This window comes from Segetibacter sp. 3557_3, assembly GCF_004354985.1.
GTDB lineage: Bacteria > Bacteroidota > Bacteroidia > Chitinophagales > Chitinophagaceae > Segetibacter.
Genome location: NZ_SMSK01000011.1, coordinates 199,682 through 218,651, shown reverse-complemented (window position 1 = coordinate 218,651; position 18,970 = coordinate 199,682). Strand labels below are relative to the sequence as shown.

18 protein-coding genes and 1 pseudogene are annotated in these 18,970 nt (G+C 45.6%); 6 read left to right on the top strand and 13 right to left on the bottom strand.

Annotated features, from left to right (window positions below; all coding sequences use genetic code 11):
• Nucleotides 1-242 (top strand): annotated as a pseudogene (locus tag EXU57_RS16585) (IS110 family transposase); the annotation flags it as partial.
• A gap of 88 nt (nucleotides 243-330) precedes the next feature.
• Here the strand turns inward: EXU57_RS16585 and EXU57_RS25180 are convergent.
• Entirely contained in the window at nucleotides 331-486 is a 156-nt protein-coding gene (locus EXU57_RS25180) for a hypothetical protein (protein WP_165958179.1), read from the bottom strand.
• 17 nt (nucleotides 487-503) lie between these two features.
• On the opposite strand from EXU57_RS25180, the gene EXU57_RS16580 reads away from it, so the two are divergent.
• Nucleotides 504-2,219 carry a M23 family metallopeptidase gene (locus tag EXU57_RS16580; protein WP_133269346.1) on the top strand — a complete coding sequence of 572 codons (1,716 nt, stop codon included), beginning with the start codon at nucleotides 504-506 and terminating at the stop codon, nucleotides 2,217-2,219.
• Nucleotides 2,220-2,254: 35 nt separating this feature from the next.
• Nucleotides 2,255-2,737, top strand: coding sequence for a thioredoxin-dependent thiol peroxidase (bcp, locus tag EXU57_RS16575; protein WP_133269345.1), 483 nt, complete (start codon nucleotides 2,255-2,257; stop codon nucleotides 2,735-2,737).
• 71 nt (nucleotides 2,738-2,808) lie between these two features.
• Here bcp and EXU57_RS16570 read toward each other — a convergent pair whose 3' ends face one another.
• The 5 genes from EXU57_RS16570 to alaS all read right to left on the bottom strand — a co-directional run bounded on the left by EXU57_RS16570 (nucleotide 2,809) and on the right by alaS (nucleotide 10,041).
• A complete protein-coding gene (locus EXU57_RS16570; RefSeq protein WP_133269344.1) occupies nucleotides 2,809-3,933 on the bottom strand; it encodes a TlpA disulfide reductase family protein in 1,125 nt (374 codons plus the stop codon).
• A 20-nt stretch (nucleotides 3,934-3,953) separates the two neighbouring features.
• Entirely contained in the window at nucleotides 3,954-5,405 is a 1,452-nt protein-coding gene (gene gatB, locus EXU57_RS16565) for an Asp-tRNA(Asn)/Glu-tRNA(Gln) amidotransferase subunit GatB (protein ID WP_133269343.1), read from the bottom strand.
• A gap of 161 nt (nucleotides 5,406-5,566) precedes the next feature.
• Complete coding sequence (locus EXU57_RS25835) at nucleotides 5,567-6,532, bottom strand: PDZ domain-containing protein (protein WP_133269342.1); 966 nt, start codon at nucleotides 6,530-6,532, stop codon at nucleotides 5,567-5,569.
• Between the two features lie 140 nt (nucleotides 6,533-6,672).
• Nucleotides 6,673-7,185 carry a GNAT family N-acetyltransferase gene (locus EXU57_RS16555; RefSeq protein WP_133269341.1) on the bottom strand — a complete coding sequence of 171 codons (513 nt, stop codon included), beginning with the start codon at nucleotides 7,183-7,185 and terminating at the stop codon, nucleotides 6,673-6,675.
• A gap of 228 nt (nucleotides 7,186-7,413) precedes the next feature.
• Nucleotides 7,414-10,041, bottom strand: a complete 2,628-nt coding sequence (alaS, locus tag EXU57_RS16550) for an alanine--tRNA ligase (protein ID WP_133269340.1) — start codon at nucleotides 10,039-10,041, stop codon at nucleotides 7,414-7,416.
• Nucleotides 10,042-10,298: 257 nt separating this feature from the next.
• Between alaS and EXU57_RS16545 the strand changes: the two genes are divergently transcribed.
• Both EXU57_RS16545 and EXU57_RS16540 read left to right on the top strand, forming a co-directional pair.
• Entirely contained in the window at nucleotides 10,299-11,270 is a 972-nt protein-coding gene (locus tag EXU57_RS16545) for a M23 family metallopeptidase (RefSeq protein ID WP_133269339.1), read from the top strand.
• A gap of 127 nt (nucleotides 11,271-11,397) precedes the next feature.
• Entirely contained in the window at nucleotides 11,398-12,108 is a 711-nt protein-coding gene (locus EXU57_RS16540) for a MerR family transcriptional regulator (RefSeq protein ID WP_133269338.1), read from the top strand.
• 110 nt (nucleotides 12,109-12,218) lie between these two features.
• Here EXU57_RS16540 and EXU57_RS16535 read toward each other — a convergent pair whose 3' ends face one another.
• The 6 genes from EXU57_RS16535 to rsfS form a co-directional block, all read right to left on the bottom strand.
• Entirely contained in the window at nucleotides 12,219-13,055 is an 837-nt protein-coding gene (locus EXU57_RS16535; RefSeq protein ID WP_133269337.1) for a hypothetical protein, read from the bottom strand.
• A complete protein-coding gene (locus EXU57_RS16530) occupies nucleotides 13,043-13,801 on the bottom strand; it encodes a UDP-2,3-diacylglucosamine diphosphatase (RefSeq protein WP_133269336.1) in 759 nt (252 codons plus the stop codon). The genes EXU57_RS16535 and EXU57_RS16530 overlap by 13 nt, the downstream gene beginning before the upstream one ends.
• Nucleotides 13,801-14,229, bottom strand: a complete 429-nt coding sequence (locus EXU57_RS16525) for a gamma-glutamylcyclotransferase (protein ID WP_133269335.1) — start codon at nucleotides 14,227-14,229, stop codon at nucleotides 13,801-13,803. Before EXU57_RS16525 ends, EXU57_RS16530 begins: the two co-directional genes overlap by 1 nt.
• Nucleotides 14,230-14,358: 129 nt before the next feature.
• Nucleotides 14,359-15,021, bottom strand: a complete 663-nt coding sequence (locus EXU57_RS16520) for a lactate utilization protein C (RefSeq protein ID WP_133269334.1) — start codon at nucleotides 15,019-15,021, stop codon at nucleotides 14,359-14,361.
• Between the two features lie 3 nt (nucleotides 15,022-15,024).
• The gene (ftsH, locus tag EXU57_RS16515) at nucleotides 15,025-17,088 is read right to left on the bottom strand and encodes an ATP-dependent zinc metalloprotease FtsH (protein WP_133269333.1); all 2,064 of its coding nucleotides are present in this window, start codon (nucleotides 17,086-17,088) and stop codon (nucleotides 15,025-15,027) included.
• Between the two features lie 71 nt (nucleotides 17,089-17,159).
• Entirely contained in the window at nucleotides 17,160-17,609 is a 450-nt protein-coding gene (gene rsfS, locus EXU57_RS16510; RefSeq protein WP_165958178.1) for a ribosome silencing factor, read from the bottom strand.
• A gap of 210 nt (nucleotides 17,610-17,819) precedes the next feature.
• Here rsfS and EXU57_RS16505 point away from each other — a divergent pair, with 210 nt between their 5' ends.
• Entirely contained in the window at nucleotides 17,820-18,569 is a 750-nt protein-coding gene (locus EXU57_RS16505; protein ID WP_133269332.1) for a biotin--[acetyl-CoA-carboxylase] ligase, read from the top strand.
• Here EXU57_RS16505 and EXU57_RS16500 read toward each other — a convergent pair whose 3' ends face one another.
• Complete coding sequence (locus tag EXU57_RS16500; protein WP_133269331.1) at nucleotides 18,570-18,926, bottom strand: DUF4157 domain-containing protein; 357 nt, start codon at nucleotides 18,924-18,926, stop codon at nucleotides 18,570-18,572. It abuts the gene before it with no gap.
• Nucleotides 18,927-18,970: the final 44 nt, after the last annotated feature.

The following is an 18,970-nucleotide window of genomic DNA, read 5'->3' as shown; positions in this document are numbered from 1 at the left end:
TAAAAGGGAGAGATAAAGTGCACAAAATGGCCAATAAAGACCTAAAAAAGCTTTTTCATATGGGAGCAGTATCGGCCATAACCCACTATCAGGAATTTAGAGACTATTATGACCGAAAAGTCAAGGAGGGAAAACATGAATTATCTGCAATAAACGCTATAAGAAGCAAAATAGCGTTGAGAGCTGTCGCAGTGATAAATAACCAGGCCAAATATGTGAATAACTACAAAGGAGTGGCATAAACAAAAAAGAAAAAAAGTTTCAAAAAGCTAAGGTGTATCATAGCAATCACTCCCTTGTACACCAGTATCTTATGGCAGCAATGCACCATCAACCTTTGAACTGTCTTATAAACAGGGGTGCGGCTGCAGCACAAACGGCTTTATGATGAGTAGCACTAACTTCCATTTTGCTATCCCTGGTTCTTACCACGCTTACAACCCCTATATGGTAAGGTTTTTGTTTTTTGTGTTGCCCATCTTTCATAGCACTTAATTTTGACGATGACCAAAATCAATCGACCGGCATTATTTGTTCTCCTTATGCTCTCTTTTTCTCCACTTTGTGCACAAACCTTCCCGGACCACAATTACCCCGTTAACTACTTCAGAAACCCAATGAATATCCCCATTCAACTGAGCGGAAATTTTGGGGAACTGCGTACCAATCACTTTCATATGGGGCTCGACATCCGTACAAACCAACGGGAGAACCTTCCGGTTTATGCCGCAGCTGAAGGCTATATCAGCCGGGTTAAAATCGAGCGATATGGTTATGGCCGGGCTATCTACATCAAACATCCAAACGGATACACCACCTTGTATGCACATTTGAATGACTTCTACCCCGACTTAAACCGGTATGTAAAAGAGGTTCAATACAATACGGAACAGTGGGAGCAATACATTGAATTTCCTGCCGGTAAGTTCCCCATTAGCAAAGGACAGTTTATCGCCAATAGCGGCAATACCGGTGGTTCCCAGGGTCCACACCTGCATTTCGAAATCAGGGAAACCAGCACCGACAAAAATGTTAACCCGCTCCACTTCAACCTGAATATCCCCGATCACGTACGACCAACCATATATGGCTTGTACTATTACGATCGGCGGTTTAGCACTTACCAGGCCACCCCCAACCGCATCCGGCTCAAGGCGGCAGGTAATTCATTTACAAGCATCGATACTGTCGTACGGGTGTCAACACCCATCATCAGTTTGGGCCTAAGCGCCGAAGACAAAACGGATCGCTCATTTAAATTCGGCATATACCAGGCCGAGTTGTCGATGGACGACACCTTGCGAAATGCGTTTAGAATGGATGATTTCTCGTACGACGACAGCAGGTACATCAATGCCAATATCGACTATCGAACGAAGTACCGGGGCGGGGCATACATTCAGCACCTTAGCATATTACCCGGTAGCAAGAGCCCAATTTACCTGGAGGGTGCCACAGGCGTATTACGCATCGACGATGGCGAAGTACATAGTATTAGCCTCGTGGTAAAAGACGTTAGCGGCAATACCACTACCATTAACTTTCGCGTGCGGTATGTTGCTTCTGCTATACAAAACCAGGCGGCCAACCCTGCCGCCGAAGCAATGTTCCCCGGCCAGGAAAACAAGTTGGAAAAACCCGGTATAGAAGTCCGGTTTAGCAAAACCGCCTTCTACGATACGGTTCCTTTTATATATGCAACCCAGCAGCCCGCATCAGGTGCTATCGTATCTGCGGTCCATTCGCTGCACAATTTTACGGTTCCTGTACACGACAGCTTTACGGTTCGAATTCAGCCAACCGCAGATCTCCCTGAACAATTAAGGGACCGGGTAGTTATGCAACTTGTAAACGAACGAAAGAAGGTAGCCGTGAAAGGCAGCTGGAAAAACAACCAACTCGAAGCAAAATACTGGGATCTTGGGAAGGTGCAGCTGATACTTGATACGGTGCCGCCGGTTGTACGACCGGTTGGGTGGAGAGATGGTTCACTACTCAGCAAGGCAACTTCAATCACTTTTGCAGCAGCTGATGATGCCGGGGAGCTGAAAAGCTTTAGAGCTGAGCTTGACGGCAAATGGCTCATGTTCAGCCGCAAAAGTGATTACTTCATTCACCGTTTCGACGAGCGTACTTCTGCGGGTAGCCATGAATTGCTGATTACCGCCACCGATGAGGCTGGAAATATCACTTCGCGGATGTACAGGTTTACACGATAACCCCGGATGCTTCTCCAACAAACTCACAAACAGTAATGACCACACTTATAGCAGGAGCCAAAGCGCCCGTTTTTAAAGGGGTTGATCAAAATGGCAATCCCATTTCTCTGGCGGACTTCAAAGGCAAAAAGGTTGTATTGTATTTTTACCCCAAAGACGATACACCAACCTGCACCGTGCAGGCCTGTAATCTGCGCGATAACCAGCACCTACTAACCGATGAAGGCATCGAGGTAATCGGGGTAAGTATTGATCCGGTAAAAAAGCACAAGAAGTTCGAAACCAAGTATGGTCTTACCTTCCCGCTGGTAGCAGACGAGGATCATAAGATTGCGGAACAGTACGGTGTCTGGGGCGAGAAAAAGTTTATGGGACGTGTGTTTGATGGCACGCACAGGACCACTTTTTTGATTGACGAAAAGGGAAAGATCAAGCACATCATCCAGAAACCCGACAGTAAGAATCACACCCGGCAAGTGCTTGACGCCTGGAATGAAAGCGGCAACAAAACCCAATAAAAAGGTTGCCGGGGTGTGGCAACCTTAAGGTATAATGGCTTAGTATTCTAAGCTTATCTCTTGCGTTATAATTATTTCAACAGCTCCTGCAGCTTAACTTCCAGGTCTGGCCCACGAAGATTGCTGGCAACGATTTTACCCTGGGGATCTACCAGCACGTTAAACGGAATTCCTTCGATCCCGTAGGCGGGAACTGCAGCACTCTCCCATTGCTTCAGGTCACTTATATGTGTCCACGTAAGGTTGTCTTTGGCAACAGCCTGTTGCCATGCAGCTTTGTCCTGGTCGAGTGAAACACCTAAAATGGTAAAGTTCTTACTCTTGAATTTGTTATATGCGGCAACAACATTGGGGTTCTCCTTTCTGCATGGTCCGCACCAGCTTGCCCAAAAATCAACCAGCACGTATTTACCCTTAAAGCTGCTCAGGCTGATCATTTTACCCGAATTATCCGGCATGTTTATCTCCGGGGCCTGCTGGTTCATCAAGGGGTAGTCAGGTTGTTTTCTCGCAGAATTCGCTGCCAGCATCTGGCTTAACCCGGCAAGACCCTGGTGGTCCTTAAACTTTGCAACAGACTGATCGACCAACTGTTTCAACTCGTCTGGCGGAACGGTACGACTTGCAAGGCCAATCGCGTAAAACCGCGCTGCAGGACTCGGTGATTCTGAAATGAATTTTTTTACGGTATTCGTCATCTCCTGCGATTGGGCATCTCTTTTGGCGCGGGCCATTACCAGGGTACTGTCGTTGCCACCAGCTTTTTGGAGCGAGTCAATCGACTTCATGGTAATAAACAAGGTGGAGTCTTTTCGGCCGTATTCCTCAAACAGCTTATGCAAACTTTCACTTGCGGGAGAGCCTGTTACTTTGTAGTTGCGGTAGTTGCTTACATCCAGTTTTATGTTCACTTCGTCAGCATCGTTTACCAATAAGATTTCAGGCCCATTCTCAAGCGACAATCCGTAAATCTGCTCCTCTTTTCGGCCCCCCTTCAACGTAAATGAACCCTTTTTGTCGAGGGTTACCGAGTCCACAACTATGGGTTGGGGAGAGCTGTAAGGGATTTCCATTAAAAAAACCTTTTTACCCGGTGCGTTTTCGATCGTACCCGTTACGGTAAAAGATTCTGATTGTTTGTTGCTGCAGGATGCCATCAACAGCATACCCACCACAGCGATCATTAAGTGCTTCATAATTTTAATTCATGCCTGCATTACTTGCTCAGCTTTTCTTCCAACAATTGTGTTGTTTTTTTTGGATCGGCCTTACCCTTACTAATCTTTTTAACCTCTCCCATAAATAATCCGATAAGGCCCTTTTTGCCTTTTTTATATTCCGCTATTTTGTCCGGCATTTTATTCAGCACCTGGTTTACCCAATCCTCTATCTCACTCGTGTCGCTCACCTGGATAAGGTTAAGTTCCTGTGCCACATCCGCGGGAAGCTTATTACCGTCAGCCATTATTACCGGTAATATCTTCGAAGATGCAATTGAAAAGCTCACCTTGCCTTCGTCTACAAGGGCAATCAGTCCCGCCAAAGCGTTTGGCGGCAGCGTTAGTGCGTCAAATGAAAGCGCCTGTTCATTTAAGGCTTGTCTAACGGGCCCAAGTAACCAGTTCGATATTGCCTTATAATTACTGCTCAGTGTAGTGGTCTGTGCGAAATAATCAGCAAGCCCTTTCTCCTCACTTAATTGCCGTGCATCATATTCACTCAGCTGCAACTCATGGTGAAATTTGTTGAAGAGTTCGTTCGGCAGAGCGGGTATTGATTCTTTTACTTCTTCGATATAAGCGTCAGTTAGGTAAAAAGGGGTAAGGTCGGGTTCCGGAAAGTAACGGTAATCGTTTGCCTCTTCCTTGTCTCTTATTGCAAAGGTGGTATCATTGGAGGCGTCGAAACTCCTGGTTTGCTGGGTGATGATTTCACCATTTTCTGCCATAGCAATCATCCTGGCGATCTCGTATTCTATTGCTTTTTTTACGTTGCGTATTGAGTTCAGGTTTTTAACCTCCACTTTGGTTCCGAGTTGCTGTTCGCCTTTCAACCTGATGGAAACATTCGCATCGCAACGCAGGCTTCCTTCTTCCATATTGCCATCGCAAACCCCTATCCAACGTACCAGTTTTCGAACTTCGGTAACATATTGAAAAGCTTCTTCCGCAGTGTGCATGTCGGGCTCGGTAACAATTTCTATAAGCGGCACTCCTGCCCGGTTAAAATCAACACAGGTATAATTTTCATCAATGTCGTGAATACTTTTACCGGCATCCTCTTCCATGTGAATGCGATTGAGGCGAATATCCCGCTCGCCAACACTGGTCCTTATTCTAACATGGCCGCCTTTACAAATCGGAGTGGTGTGTTGTGAAACCTGGTAACCCTTCGGCAGATCGGGGTAGAAGTAATTTTTGCGTGCGAAGTAGTTATAACGTTCGATTTCACAAGTGCAGGCAAGTCCCATCTTGACCGCGAAGCCCACTGCCTTTTTATTTGTTTTTGGAAGCGTGCCGGGATGACCAAGGGTAATGGCGCTTACATGGGTGTTCGGGTCGCCACCGAAAGCGGCGCTGTCACCGCTAAACAGCTTACTTGCGGTACTCAGCTGCGCATGCACCTCCAGGCCGATTACCGCTTCGTATTTGTCGTTGTTCGTCGCCATGTGTAAGTATCAGCAACAAAAATAACCCTTCAGCCTTTAAAGCGATGGTAAATTGGCAGGAAGTTTAGCATTGTGCCCTTAAGCAAACAGGTGACATCAGTTGCAGGCACAAAAAAAGCTGTTGCAAATTCTGCAACAGCTCAAACATTGATGCCGATGGTTTAAAGATCAGCTGTCTTTAATCTTTTAGGCAACTTTATTTCAGCAGTTTGTGCACTGCCATTTCTCTTGTAATTCATTTTTACGTTGTCGCCTTCCTTCAGGTCTTTCAACTGCGCACGAAGGTCATCTACTCCTTCAACTTCTTTCCCGTTTACGGACGTAATCACATCGCCCTCTTTAAAACCAGCTTTTGATGCAGGTGAGTCTTCATCAACATCCTTTACCGTTACACCTTTACCTTCTTCAACGTCCTGGATTTGAAGACCAATTTTTGGTTTTCTTAAATTAAACGGGAAGTCAGGACTAGAGAAGCCTTTTAGTTCAGGCATCTCGAAGTTGAAATCATTGTTGTTGTTGAAGGAATAACTACGGAATTTGTTCTCCCCCAGCGTTGCAGTTGTTTTAGTCTCTTTACCATCTCTTTTGTAAGTAATTTCCACTTTGTCGTTCGGCTTATAACCGTTGATTGCCGCAACAAGGTCATCACCATCAGCAATTTTTTTGTCGCCTACCCGGGTAATCACATCGCCTTGTTTCAAACCGGCTTTTTCTGCTCCACTTTCTTTGCTGATTACGCTGATTTTTGCTCCGTCTGTACTTTTCTCCGTTGTTACACCCAACAGGGCTTTGTTTGCACGATCCTCAAATGCCTGTGCGCCACCACGTGGAATGGTCATTGCCCGAGCCCGGGGACTATAGATGGTGGTAGCCTCGTTGCGATTACGACGTAACACAGTTACATTTCCATCTTTTAGCTCGTCTGCCGGTTTGCCATTTACCGTTACTTTATCTCCATCAATAACAATGGTTGTTTTTTCTTTGCTGTCACCATTCTGACGGATGATAATCTCCTGGTTTTTCTCAACCTTTTTATCTGTCTTATCTTTTCCTTCCTGGGCGTGCACACCTGCTGTGGCAAGGGCGCCGGCTAGCACTAAGGCTGAGGTCTTCATCCAATTATTCATGTTCTAAAGTTTAAGGTTATACGAAGAATTTAGTAGATCAAATGTAGGAAAGTTTTTGAAATACGAATAATTTCGGAAATGTTAAATGATGAATGGGCATAACTTTTTTCGAGCCCGCTGTGCAGGCGTAAAAAGAAGATTCAGGCAAGTATTTCATACGTTCGAACAGGGCTATCATACAGCATCGACTCACCCTTGAACGACATACCGGCTTTTTCAAGCACCTTCCAGGATGCCTGATTTTCGAGGTGAGCCATCGCTACAATCTTTGGCAGTTGTAAGTTGTGCAAACCGTATTGCAAACACGCCGTTGCAGCTTCTGTTGCATAACCATTGCCCCAATACTTTTGAAGGTATCGATAACCAAGGTCCACATAAAGGTGCTCGGGACGAAATTTGAGCCCACACCAGCCTATGAAGTTATTGTTGTGCCTAAGGTGTACCGCCCACCTGCCGTAATGATACAGCCTGTATTGCGGGATGATGATCCTTTGTAACACCTCTATAGGTTGCCAGGAAATTGTGGAGTCATTTACATAACGGGTTACCGCCGGATCGCTGTTGAGTTCGCGAATGAGTTCGCTATCGTCAACGGTAAACTCCCGGAAATACAGCCGTTCTGACTCGAATATCCCCAACTTGTCTTTTTTCATTTGATGTGCATACGGCTATGAGAACAAGCGAACCCAGCCTTCTGAATATAAGTACCGGTTTCAGGAAGGAGGAAAAGTAAAGTAGCTAAATCTAAGAAGGCAAGTCAACCGTTCAGCTCCGCAAACAACGGGGCCGGAGGGTAGCCAACTTAATTAAGTTCGGCAATGAGCCAGGATGCAAAAAGCAATTGGCCTTTAAACAAAGCTTCGACGAAACAACAACCTTGTTTACAACAGCGACCGTACTTTATCAATTACTGCCGGTAGGTTACCTGTTTCTTGTCCTCCTGCAGTCGCCAGTGTTTTTTGACCCCCACCACCGCCTTTGATTAAAACAGATATATGTTCCTTTATTATCTTCGGTGCCTCCAGGTTTTTCGCTGCCGCGGTACTTTCATCAAGCATCACCGCAACATAACTTTTTCCGTCGATTGCGGTTGCTAAAACTACCAGGTAGCTGTCCAGAACCTTCTTCAGCTCAAAGCAAAGCTTCTTTAATGCATCGGCACTGGAAACCTCTACAATTTGTCCAATGAAGGTGCTGCCATTTTGCTGTTCGCTTTTGCCTGCAAGCTCACGTGCTAAGGCTGCAAGCTGTCGTGCTTCCAGGCTTTCCACCTTTTTCCTCAGTTCAGTATTCTCCAACTGCAGGTTTTCGATTGCTTTCTGCAAGTCCTTTGGATTCTTAAGCGTCTCTTTTACCAGGTCTACAATCCTAAAGGTTTCGTTAACCAGGTTTATGGCTGCAGTTCCTGAAACCGCCTCTATCCTTCTTACTCCTGCAGCAACTGCACTTTCGTGTTCTATCTTAAAAAAGCCCAGTTCACCCGTAGTCGTTACATGGGTTCCTCCACATAGTTCTACTGAATACGCGGGGTCAATGATGACTACTCGTACACGATCGCCGTATTTCTCACCGAAAAGCGCCATAGCACCCATCTGCACGGCCTCATCCTTATCCATTTCTTTTATTACTACGGAAATGTTCTGGCGAATTTTCGAGTTGACGACTGCTTCAACCCGGCTAATTTCTTCTTCAGTAATTTTCGCAAAGTGCGAGAAGTCGAAACGGAGGTGTTCATCATTAACAAGGCTGCCTTTCTGGGCTACGTGCGAACCCAAAACCTCCCGCAATGCAGCATGCAACAGGTGGGTTGCCGTATGATGGGCCTCGGTGTTTCTACGTATACCAATGTCTACCCGGGCGAGTACGGGGGCATCGATCCTTGTTGGCAGTGCATCAATAAAGTGGACGATCAGGTTGTTCTCTTTTTTGGTATCGGTAACCCGTATTTGCTCCTCACCAAAAAGCAATACGCCCTGGTCACCTACCTGGCCACCACTTTCGGCATAAAACGGTGTGGCTTCAAGAATCAACTGGTACCCTGTTTTGCCTTTTGAACTCACCTTCCGGTACTTGATTACTCTTGTTTCAATTTCCAGACTGTCGTAGCCAACGAAGTCGGATAACGAATAATCATCAAGTACAATCCAATCTTCTGTATCAAGGGTTGAAGCTGCCCTGCTACGGTTTTTTTGCTGTTGCATTTCCGCGTTAAAACCGGCCTCATCAACATCCAATCCGTGTTCGCTGGCAATAAGTTTGGTTAAATCCAGCGGGAAACCAAAGGTGTCAAATAGTTCAAAAGCAGCTTTCCCGTCGACCATCCTGGTACCTGCGTTACTCGTAACAGCAAATATTTCATCTATTTTCTTCAAGCCTTTATCCAGGGTACGTAGAAACGCCTCCTCTTCTTCTTTTACAACCTTACTTACAAACTCCTGCTGTTGTTTCAATTCGGAGAAAACGTTTTCAAACTGGGTTGCCAGTACCGGCACGAGCTGTTGTAAAAGTGGCTGCTTGTAGTCGAGATAAGAATAATAATACCGGACTGCCCTGCGAAGAACACGCCGGATTACATATCCTGCACCGGTATTGGAGGGCAGCTGGCCGTCGGCTATTGTAAATGAAATTGCACGCAGGTGATCCGCAAGCACCCGAAATGCAACGTCAGATTTTGACTCGCTCGCCAGGTACTTTTTGCCGGTCAGTCCCTCAATAGCCGAAATAGTTCCCGCAAAAATGTCCGTATCGTAATTACTATGCTTTTCCTGTAATACCCGAACAAGCCGTTCGAACCCCATACCGGTGTCCACATGCCGCTGTGGCAAGGGTTCAAGGCTACCATTCTTCAACCGGTTAAACTGGATAAATACATTGTTCCATATCTCAATTACCTGTGGGTGGTCCTGGTTTACCAGCGTGCGGCCGTCTACTGCTTTCCTTTCTTCTTCTGACCTGCCGTCAACGTGTATCTCGGTGCAGGGCCCACACGGACCGGTATCGCCCATCTCCCAGAAATTGTCTTTTTTAGCAAAGCCGAGTATGCGGTCAGGATCTATCCACTTCTTCCATTCAGCCTCTGCTTCTTCATCTTTCGGAAGGCCTTCTTTTGTGTCGCCTTCAAAAACAGTTACATAAAGCCTGTTCTTATCAAGTTTGTAAACTTCCGTCAGCAACTCCCAACTCCAGGCAATCGCCTCCTTTTTAAAATAATCGCCAAAACTCCAGTTACCCAACATTTCAAACATGGTATGGTGGTAAGTGTCTACGCCAACTTCTTCAAGGTCATTATGCTTACCACTAACCCGGAGACATTTCTGTGTATCTGCAATCCGGTTGAAGTCTGGCTTTCGATTCCCCAGGAAGAAATCTTTGAACTGGTTCATTCCCGCGTTGGTAAACAGCAATGTTGGATCATTCTTTACCACAATGGAAGCAGATGGTACAATCTGGTGCTCTTTCGATGCAAAGAAGTCAAGGAATTGCTGGCGGATCACGGCACTGGTCAACATAACGGCGGAAATATTTAAGCTAAAAGTAGAGTATCGCAAATTATATTTGCTGGTTTACAAAAACGTGCGCAAAGGTAACAGATCAGTCGATTGATTCTGAGCCGTTGATTGCTGATGCAGTTATCATTATCAACTGCCGTTTACGCCTGGCGACAAACTAATCGCCATCTACACCAATTCGGCTCATTGAATTACGGTTCTAAGCATATACCGTTGGGCATACCAAAAGTCACCTGATGGTCTAAATAGAAACAGCATTGAAGAAAGTAAAATACTTCTATAATACCCATACCCTCCGTTATGAAAAACTTGAGGTACCGCTTAGGGTGAAATTGCTGCGGATTTTTGCCTTTTTTGCAACTGCACTCGTCACTGCAGCGCTGATTGTATGGTTTGGTTTCCGGTATATCGGGTCGCCAAACGAACGCATACTTCGAACCCAATTAGAAGATTACCGCGTAGCTTATTCATTTCTCGACAAACGCCTGGCCCTGTTACAACAACGCATGAACGAGCTCGAAAGCCGTGATAACCAGGTATATCGTGCTATTTTCGAAGCGAGCCCTATACCAGATAGTGCCCGTGCAAAAGAGATCGAAAAAGACAAAGAGAACCTGTTAATTCAACGGCTTAACGATAACCAGTTAGTTACGGGTCTTGCTGCTCAACTTAGTAACCTCGAGAACAGGGCAACTGTCCAGGACAAAAGTTACCGCGAGATTACCGAAATGATAAGGAATAAGGAACGTTTGCTCGCCGCCATTCCGGCCATTCAACCGGTAAGTAACAAGAACCTCAACCGGATTGCCTCAGGATATGGTAACCGGATCGACCCTGTTTACAAGGTCACGAAATTTCACGCAGGCTTGGACTTTACTGCCCCTCAGGGAACACCCATCTACGCCACTGCCGACGGCAAAGTTAAACTCGCAGGAACAAACGATGGAGGCTACGGGAACCATGTGATTATCGATCATGGCTTTGGTTATGAAACCCTCTATGGTCATATGGTCCGGATAAAAGCACGGGCGGGCAAATCCGTAAAAAGGGGTGAAGTTATTGGTTGGGTGGGAAACACGGGTAAAAGCACAGGGCCTCACTGCCATTACGAGGTGCACAAAAATGGAAACCCTGTTAACCCGGTGTACTTTTTCTACAACGACCTGAACGCCGAACAATTCGACCGGCTGCTAAAACTTGCCACTGCAAGCAACCAAAGTTTTGATTAACAGCGTCAAAGGAAGATTATACTGCTGGTTCTTTTCGCACTTCGTATGGCTTTCTATATTGGACGATTTTACCGAATTTTAATTTTACCGGGCATTCAAAGCTGGTACCAATCACTACTTTTACCTTATGCCGCAGCTTGAACTATTTGGAACGCTTCCCCCTGAACCAGCCGTTGACGCCGATCAACCGAAGGGAAAAGCTGCAGATAATTCCGTGGCCCGTACAGACGAAAATAACAAGAGCCGATCGGCAGTAGAATTGGCGGAAGAAACGCTTACAGGAGCTGAAATCATCCCTCACTTACCAGAGCCAATTGAATTACCCAAACCGATCAACGAGGTAATCTTCTCAAATGAGAATATTAGCGTAAAGATCAAGCATAAAAAGGCTCAAAACGCCCCGGTTGCGCCTATAGCAATAAAGACCCTTAAGCTGCCGCAAAAACGCGGACGGAAATCGCTGAAGGATACGGATGTTGAATTAGACCTGATTGAAGTACCGGAAGATGAAGAGTTGTACAAAAAACAGTACTATCCAATTAGTGTTGTTGCGCAATGGTTTAAGGTAAATACCTCGCTACTGCGCTTTTGGGAAAACGAATTCGATATTCTTAAGCCGCGTAAAAACCGGAAAGGGGATCGGTTGTTCCGCCCTGAAGACGTTAAAAACCTCCAACTTATCCATCACCTGCTCCGTCAAAGAAAATATTCAATAGAAGGCGCCAAAGAATATCTGAAGGGCAATAAGGAGAAGGCCGACATTCAATTACAACTCACCCTCTCTTTGCAAAAATTCAGGTCTTTTCTCCTCGAGTTAAAAGCCAACCTACAAACATAGCGTTACTGCCGGCAATAAAAAGGGCCATCCACAACCAACGCCCACAGCACAATGATGCTGGCCAATAAGGTCAGGTACTCATCAACAGGTATGCTGCTCAACATAAAAGATCAGTGGGTTTGATAGATACGTAAGCTCCCCGCATTGGTAAGAACACATAGCCTTCCATTAGAAAAGGCTATTTTTTTCACATCAACCAACGGAGGGCTAACATCATAGTAATTAAGCTGTAACATGGATGGCCGGTAAAGCAGGATACGATTGTTCAGACGGCCGCTAACAAAGTTTTTATCAGCGACTTGCAGGTCCAAAACCTGCTTCAAAGCAATGTTATTCTTTTGTGCCCCGTAGTAGTCAAAAATAAGCAGCCCCCTTTGCCGGTCATAGAGATAGACCTGACCGTCTCTGTCATACATCAGTTCGGGGCGTGGAACGCTGTCGTATAACTGGCGAAAGTCGGCAGTTTGTAACAACACATTGCCATTGTCATCTATCTTCTTCAGCTTACTTTCGAGTTCATCAAACAACCATATGTTGTTATCGTAACTGGCTGTTACAGCTCTGACCTGGAACATATTCAGCTTACGCAGATCGATACTGTTCCGCACATTCATCAACCGGTCAAGCACCAAAATCGTTGCGAAATCTTTGTAGTATACAAGTACTTTAAGCGGGTTGGTGGCGTCAATCGAAAATATCTTGCCATGCTTTCGTACATCATTAAATACGGCAACAGAGTCGCCCCGCTCATTTAGCTTTTTAATCTGGCCAGACGCTGAAAGCAGGTAGAGATTGCCCAGGTTATCAGCAGTAAAGTCGCCTATTCCTACACCAAGATCAAGAACCAACCTGGCTTGAAGTGTACTGTCCTGACTGGTCCCATTGACCTTAAGGACTAACAGGCAAATGGAAAGCGCCAGAATACGTAGTAATATTAATCTACCCATTTCTTCAAGGTTATGTCCTGGCCATCAAACACAGCATAGGTAAAGTTCGTGATCCAGTCCCCGAGGTTGATATAGCGGCTGCGATCGGTAAGCCTATGATCAATTGGAAAATGACGATGTCCAAAAATGAAGTAATCAACGTGTTTTTTTGCGAGCACTTCGCGGGCGTATATGATCAGCCATTCTTTTTCTTCTCCCAGGAAAACATCATCAGCGGTGCCAGTCTTTTGCCTGCTCTTGCGGCTAAAGTAATTGGCAAGTCCAATGCTCCAAGACGGGTGCAATAAACCGAACAGCCATTGGCAAAATGGATTTCTGAAAACCTTCTTCAGTAACTTATAGCCGTGGTCATCAGGTCCGAGGCCATCACCATGACCGATCAAAAGTCTCCTGCCATTGATATCTACCTCCAAAGGCTCGAAGTATACCGGTATATTCAACTCTTTCTCAAAATAACCCCTCATCCACATGTCGTGGTTGCCAACAAAAAAGTACACAGGAACACCGCTGTCAGTGATTTCCGCAAGCTTTCCCAGCAAGCGAACATATCCTTTTGGGGTTACATACTTGTATTCAAACCAAAAGTCAAACAGATCGCCAACAATGTAAATTGCGGCTGCGCTATTTTTTATTGTCTCAAGAAATTGAACGGCTTTTTTCTCGCGAATAAGTGACTTGTCGTAATCGGGTGCGCCAAGATGAAGGTCCGAAAAAAAATATACCTGCCTTTCCGGTGAAGCAATCATCAGGATGGAATCTTATGTAAAAAGTAATCAGCAACATTTCCTGATGAAATCACGGGCCTGCCGGAAACCTCGCCGCAATACCAGTAAATCCAGGCGTTAAAAACTTCGCCATTCACATAGATATCCGCACGGTCCCTTCGGTAAAGGGTAGAGCCATCTTCTTCACTATTTATGCCTTCATAGTCGTCAAGTTGGCCAAATGCCCATGAAAACTCTTCCGCTTTGTTGAGTTCGTAAAGTTCTCCCAGGATATAATGTTCACCTGCGTCGGGAACAGCGGCTGGGTAAGTGCCCATATCGTACAACAAACCTTTTACACTCCCCTGGGCAACAAATGAAAAGTACTTCCGAATGTATTCAAAAGCAGGCTGGTTCAAACCGCTGAGCAGCGATCCATAAACAAACAAAAGGTGGTTGCGGGAGTTCATAAGGCTGAATTAATGGTACAATTAGCAAATCAAAACTGTTACGAAAGGAACTTCCAACTGCCAAAATCAAGCTGCGCCGGAATAAATCTATAGAGCGTTGTTAAGCAGTTGGATTTGAAATCTGAAAACCTAAGGCTGGTCGGCAGCAGCTGCGTCAACAAGAAATACAAAAACTTCTTTTGGTCCGTGTACGCCTACCACCAGCGACTTTTCGATATCAGCTGTACGGCTGGGACCAGATGCCAGTGTAATAAGCGAAGGGATGTTTCCGGCATACTTCTCTTTCAACATCTGCAAACCATCCTTAATGTCGTAAACAAGCTGGTTCGTATAGGCGATACAAATGTGTATGGGAGCGTACACGCTGGTTGTTCTCCCGCTGCCCTGCGCCGACGACATCAACAAACTCCCCGTTCGGGCTACCAGCAACTCACATCCGGTTATCGCAGCATCACAAGTTGCAAGATCGGTCGACTTAAAATGGTCAAATCCATGGTCAACCAACATCTTCTGCAGGTTTGGTTCCTTACAGTGGATCAGCGACAGGCGCCGGGCTAATGTGAGCCCCGCAAGTTGTTCGGCCAGGTCGATCTCGTCTGTACAAAAGGTAAACCTACCCAGCAAAGAGGAGAAGTTCTCTGCGAACTCCAGTTCAAGTTCCTGCGATGGTGGTTTTACAACATTCGCCGGCCCTTCACTTTGTGTAAACGGAACAGGCACCGGGTTAGCCAGTGCCTGTCTTATTTTTTTTAATATATTTTCTTTCGCTGAAGAAGTTGATGAACGCTTCATATTTTAAACTTCACTTGGAGCTGTGTCGATAACAGTTTTTTCAGGTGGTGCACCAAGACCATTGCTTTCGTGGTTAACGTCCAGTACTTTCTTTTCTTCAAAAGGACGTTTTCCGATGAGGGCCTCTACATCGCTTTGGAACAGTACTTCTTTTTCCAGCAGTTCTTTCGCAAGAATTTCAACCTCACGCCTGCGTTCAGTTAATAGCTGCTTGGTCCGGATGTATGCGATCTCGATTGTCTTCCGAACTTCCTCATCAATCATCTTCCCGGTTTCCTCACTGTAAGGCTTAGTGAACGTATTGTCCGCTGTAGGATCGTAGTAGCTAACGTTACCAACCTTATCATTCATACCATATACGGTAATCATCGAATAAGCCATTTTGGTAATCTGCTGAAGATCGTTACTGGCACCTGTCGAAATCTTACCAAAGAAAATATCTTCAGCTGCCCGTCCACCCAGCGTCATAGCAATCTGGTCATTCAACTGGTCCGTATTGTACAGGTATTGTTCTTTCGGAGTGTACTGCGCATAGCCCAATGCGGCGGTACCTCTTGGTACTATGGTAACCTTTAGCAACGGGTAAGCATGCTCAAGGAACCAACCGCAAATGGCATGACCGGCCTCATGATAAGCAATAATCTCTTTTTCCTCAGGTAAGATAATCTTGTTTTTCTTTTCAAGACCACCAATAACCCGGTCAATTGCATCCTGGAAATCACTCATGTCAACAGAGTCCTTTCCTTTACGTGCGGCAATCAGTGCTGCTTCGTTACAAACATTCGCAATGTCTGCACCCGCGAAACCTGGTGTTTGCTCAGCCAGTTTATGAATATCCAGTGTCTCCGAAATCTTAATTGGTTTCAGGTGAACTTTGAAGATCGCCTCACGGCCTTTTTTGTCTGGCCTGTCGATAGTGATTTGCCGATCGAAACGTCCGGGACGCAACAAGGCTGTGTCAAGTACATCCGGCCTGTTGGTGGCAGCAAGTATAATAATCCCAATATCGGTACCAAAACCATCCATTTCAACCAGTAACTGGTTCAGGGTGTTTTCGCGCTCATCATTACTCATGATAGCATTACGTCCCCTGGCGCGGCCAATCGCATCTATCTCATCGATGAAAATAATACAAGGCGCTTTCTCACGTGCCTGCTTAAACAAGTCCCTTACACGACTTGCACCAACACCCACAAACATTTCCACGAAATCGCTACCGCTAAGGCTAAAAAACGGAACCTGCGCTTCACCCGCCATTGCTTTTGCAAGCAGGGTCTTACCGGTTCCGGGAGGTCCAACTAACAGCGCACCTTTTGGTATTTTACCACCAAGTGCAGTATACTTTTTAGGATTTTTCAGGAAATCAACAATTTCCATCACCTCCACTTTCGCCTCATCAAGACCGGCAACATCGCCGAAGTTGATGTTTACACGGGTACCTTTTTCGAATAAGGTTGCTTTTGACTTGCCGATGTTAAATATACCACCCGGACCACCACCACCACTTGGCCCGCCCATTTTACGCATCAACAGGATCCATAAACCAACAAATAGTAGAATGGTTACAAGTGTGTTTAAGGCTGGACCATACCATTCCCCTTCATTAATAACTCTTTCAGGAACCTTTTGAATTCTCAATGGGTTAGCTGCTGAGTCCTCGTAAAACGCCGATTGAGCCGCATTGTAACTTTCCCAATCGGTAACATTAAACTCAAAGTGAGGACCATCACTTCCCGGTTTTGCTGCTTTCTTAAGACTGTCCTGGTACAGCGGCTTTTGTAAGCTGTCTTTTTTGATGTAAACCCTTACAAGCTCTTTATTCTTTACCAGGTCGAGTTTTGCAACATCTCCTTTAGCAAGCATTTGATTTCTAAAAGCATGGTCGGTGATCGTTACTGCATCAGGAGTTAGGTGAAAGAAGTTTGCAGCGATTAGTACCACTGCTATAATTGCATAGATCCAGTAGATGCTAAACCTGGGACCTCGTCGCGGCGACTTGTCGTCTCCGCCGGGGATCCCGGGAATATTCCGGAATTCCTTTTTTACTTTTTTATCGTCTTGTGCCATACACGCTTGATCTCTTTTGAATAATAATAAAATCTGTTAGTTAAAAGTTCAGTGAGCAGCTGATTTATTTCTTAGCCGTTGTGCTCAGTAACCACTGCATCACTCCACATCTCCTCGAGTTGATAGAACTTCCGAGTCTCAGATTGCATTACATGCACAACAACGTTTACATAGTCGATTAGTATCCACTGAAGTGCCTGGTATCCCTCATGTTTGTATGCTGTCTCTTCGCAGTGTTTCCGAACTTCCTCTTCTACAAACTCGGCAATTGCACGAACCTGCTGAGGATTGCTGGCTTCGCAAATGATAAAGAAGTCTGCTACTGCTTCATGAATTTTCCGCAGATCAAGCGCGATTATATTTTCACCCTTTTTTTCCTGGATGGCATTGATAATGGTCTTAAAAATCCTGGAGTTTTTATTGAGCTTGGTTCCCTCGTTTTTCTTCCGGGAGGATAATAATGTAAGTGGTGCCAATAATGTACTGTTTAATATATAAAGTATTCTTTTTGTAACCGGCATTGGTGCCTTTTTGAGCATCCTTGCGTCGCACTCTTGTACGGCAAACCTTTTCTGGGCTTTGAGCTGCTGTACCAAAGGGCAAATCTCGTATACAAAACTTAAACAAAACGGTAAACTTTGGGCTCCGATTTCTGCTAAAATCAGGTTGCCGGGAAGTTTATCTCTTGTAAGACAATTGCCTTTCTAACTTCGCGCAAAAGTAATACTTCTTTGCGAGCCTTAAACCCAATAGGTGAACCGTTTATAGAACTAAGTGAAGTAGGCAGCACCAACAACTATGCCATGGAGAGGGTGCAGGCGCAAATGGCAGAACACGGCTCCACATGGTTCGCGAACCACCAAACTGCAGGTAAAGGACAACGCGGAAAATCATGGATAACCGCGCCCGGTGAGAACATTACCATGAGCATCGTATTGGACTGTACGGGCCTTCCCATTCACCGGCAATTTGACCTTCACGCGGTTATTGCTGTTGCCGGCCGTAAGTTCCTCGAAGCATATGCAGGCGACGATACCCGCATCAAGTGGCCCAACGATCTGTACTGGAAAGACAGAAAGGCAGGCGGAATATTGATTGAAAATGTAGTCCGGGGTAACCATTGGAAGTTTGCCGTTGTAGGTATCGGCATCAATGTCAATCAAACCCAATTTAAAGACGGAGTATTGCGACCAGTATCGTTACGACAAATAACAGGAAAGTCATATAAAACGGTATCGCTTGCAAGAGAACTTTGTACTGTAATAAACAAGCTTTGGACCACTTTTCGGGCCGATGGCATCAGGGAAATCTTCCGCGAATACAATACCCACCTGTTTAAGCGTGGAAGCATCGTCAAGTTGAAGAAAGACAACACTACGTTTGCGGCGTTGATCGATGGAGTCGACGAATTTGGTAACCTGGTGGTAGATTCAGGAAATCAAACTTTTGAATTTGGATCCCTTCAGTGGATCATTGAGTAGCTATTTCAGGAACATTTCATTCAGCAATCTTTGATCGTGCTCCCGGGCGCGGGCCTCTACTTCAAACCTGTTGTTCAGGTATCCTTTCCGGAACGACTCAAGCAGGTACAGCACCAAAAAACGAAATATCCCGTATTGCTGGTATTGCTTAACATGCGCCATTTCGTGGCATACCCACCTCTTGTTCGACAAAAACGTTTCCCGCGAAGTGTTGTGCAGATGGATGGTTCTACCGATTACCATGGCTACACAATCAGCCTTTAACTGCCTGGCGGCCAGGTAGGCCAGCCAGGAGTTTTCCCTGATCTTCACCTGGATTGGCTGGTTACCACCGGGATCTCCACGATGCTTATCCATAGCTTCAACAAATAATGGTGTATAAAGGTGAGTAAGACCGGGTC

Bases quoted from the DNA above. Each gene is read 5' to 3' on its own strand.
- EXU57_RS25180 (WP_165958179.1), bottom strand. From the start codon at position 486: ATGAAAGATGGGCAACACAAAAAACAAAAACCTTACCATATAGGGGTT.
- EXU57_RS16580 (WP_133269346.1), top strand. From the start codon at position 504: ATGACCAAAATCAATCGACCGGCATTATTTGTTCTCCTTATGCTCTCT.
- bcp (WP_133269345.1), top strand. From the start codon at position 2,255: ATGACCACACTTATAGCAGGAGCCAAAGCGCCCGTTTTTAAAGGGGTT.
- EXU57_RS16570 (WP_133269344.1), bottom strand. From the start codon at position 3,933: ATGAAGCACTTAATGATCGCTGTGGTGGGTATGCTGTTGATGGCATCC.
- gatB (WP_133269343.1), bottom strand. From the start codon at position 5,405: ATGGCGACGAACAACGACAAATACGAAGCGGTAATCGGCCTGGAGGTG.
- EXU57_RS25835 (WP_133269342.1), bottom strand. From the start codon at position 6,532: ATGAATAATTGGATGAAGACCTCAGCCTTAGTGCTAGCCGGCGCCCTT.
- EXU57_RS16555 (WP_133269341.1), bottom strand. From the start codon at position 7,185: ATGAAAAAAGACAAGTTGGGGATATTCGAGTCAGAACGGCTGTATTTC.
- alaS (WP_133269340.1), bottom strand. From the start codon at position 10,041: ATGTTGACCAGTGCCGTGATCCGCCAGCAATTCCTTGACTTCTTTGCA.
- EXU57_RS16540 (WP_133269338.1), top strand. From the start codon at position 11,398: ATGCCGCAGCTTGAACTATTTGGAACGCTTCCCCCTGAACCAGCCGTT.
- EXU57_RS16535 (WP_133269337.1), bottom strand. From the start codon at position 13,055: ATGGGTAGATTAATATTACTACGTATTCTGGCGCTTTCCATTTGCCTG.
- EXU57_RS16530 (WP_133269336.1), bottom strand. From the start codon at position 13,801: ATGATTGCTTCACCGGAAAGGCAGGTATATTTTTTTTCGGACCTTCAT.
- EXU57_RS16525 (WP_133269335.1), bottom strand. From the start codon at position 14,229: ATGAACTCCCGCAACCACCTTTTGTTTGTTTATGGATCGCTGCTCAGC.
- EXU57_RS16520 (WP_133269334.1), bottom strand. From the start codon at position 15,021: ATGAAGCGTTCATCAACTTCTTCAGCGAAAGAAAATATATTAAAAAAA.
- ftsH (WP_133269333.1), bottom strand. From the start codon at position 17,088: ATGGCACAAGACGATAAAAAAGTAAAAAAGGAATTCCGGAATATTCCC.
- rsfS (WP_165958178.1), bottom strand. From the start codon at position 17,609: ATGCCGGTTACAAAAAGAATACTTTATATATTAAACAGTACATTATTG.
- EXU57_RS16500 (WP_133269331.1), bottom strand. From the start codon at position 18,926: ATGGATAAGCATCGTGGAGATCCCGGTGGTAACCAGCCAATCCAGGTG.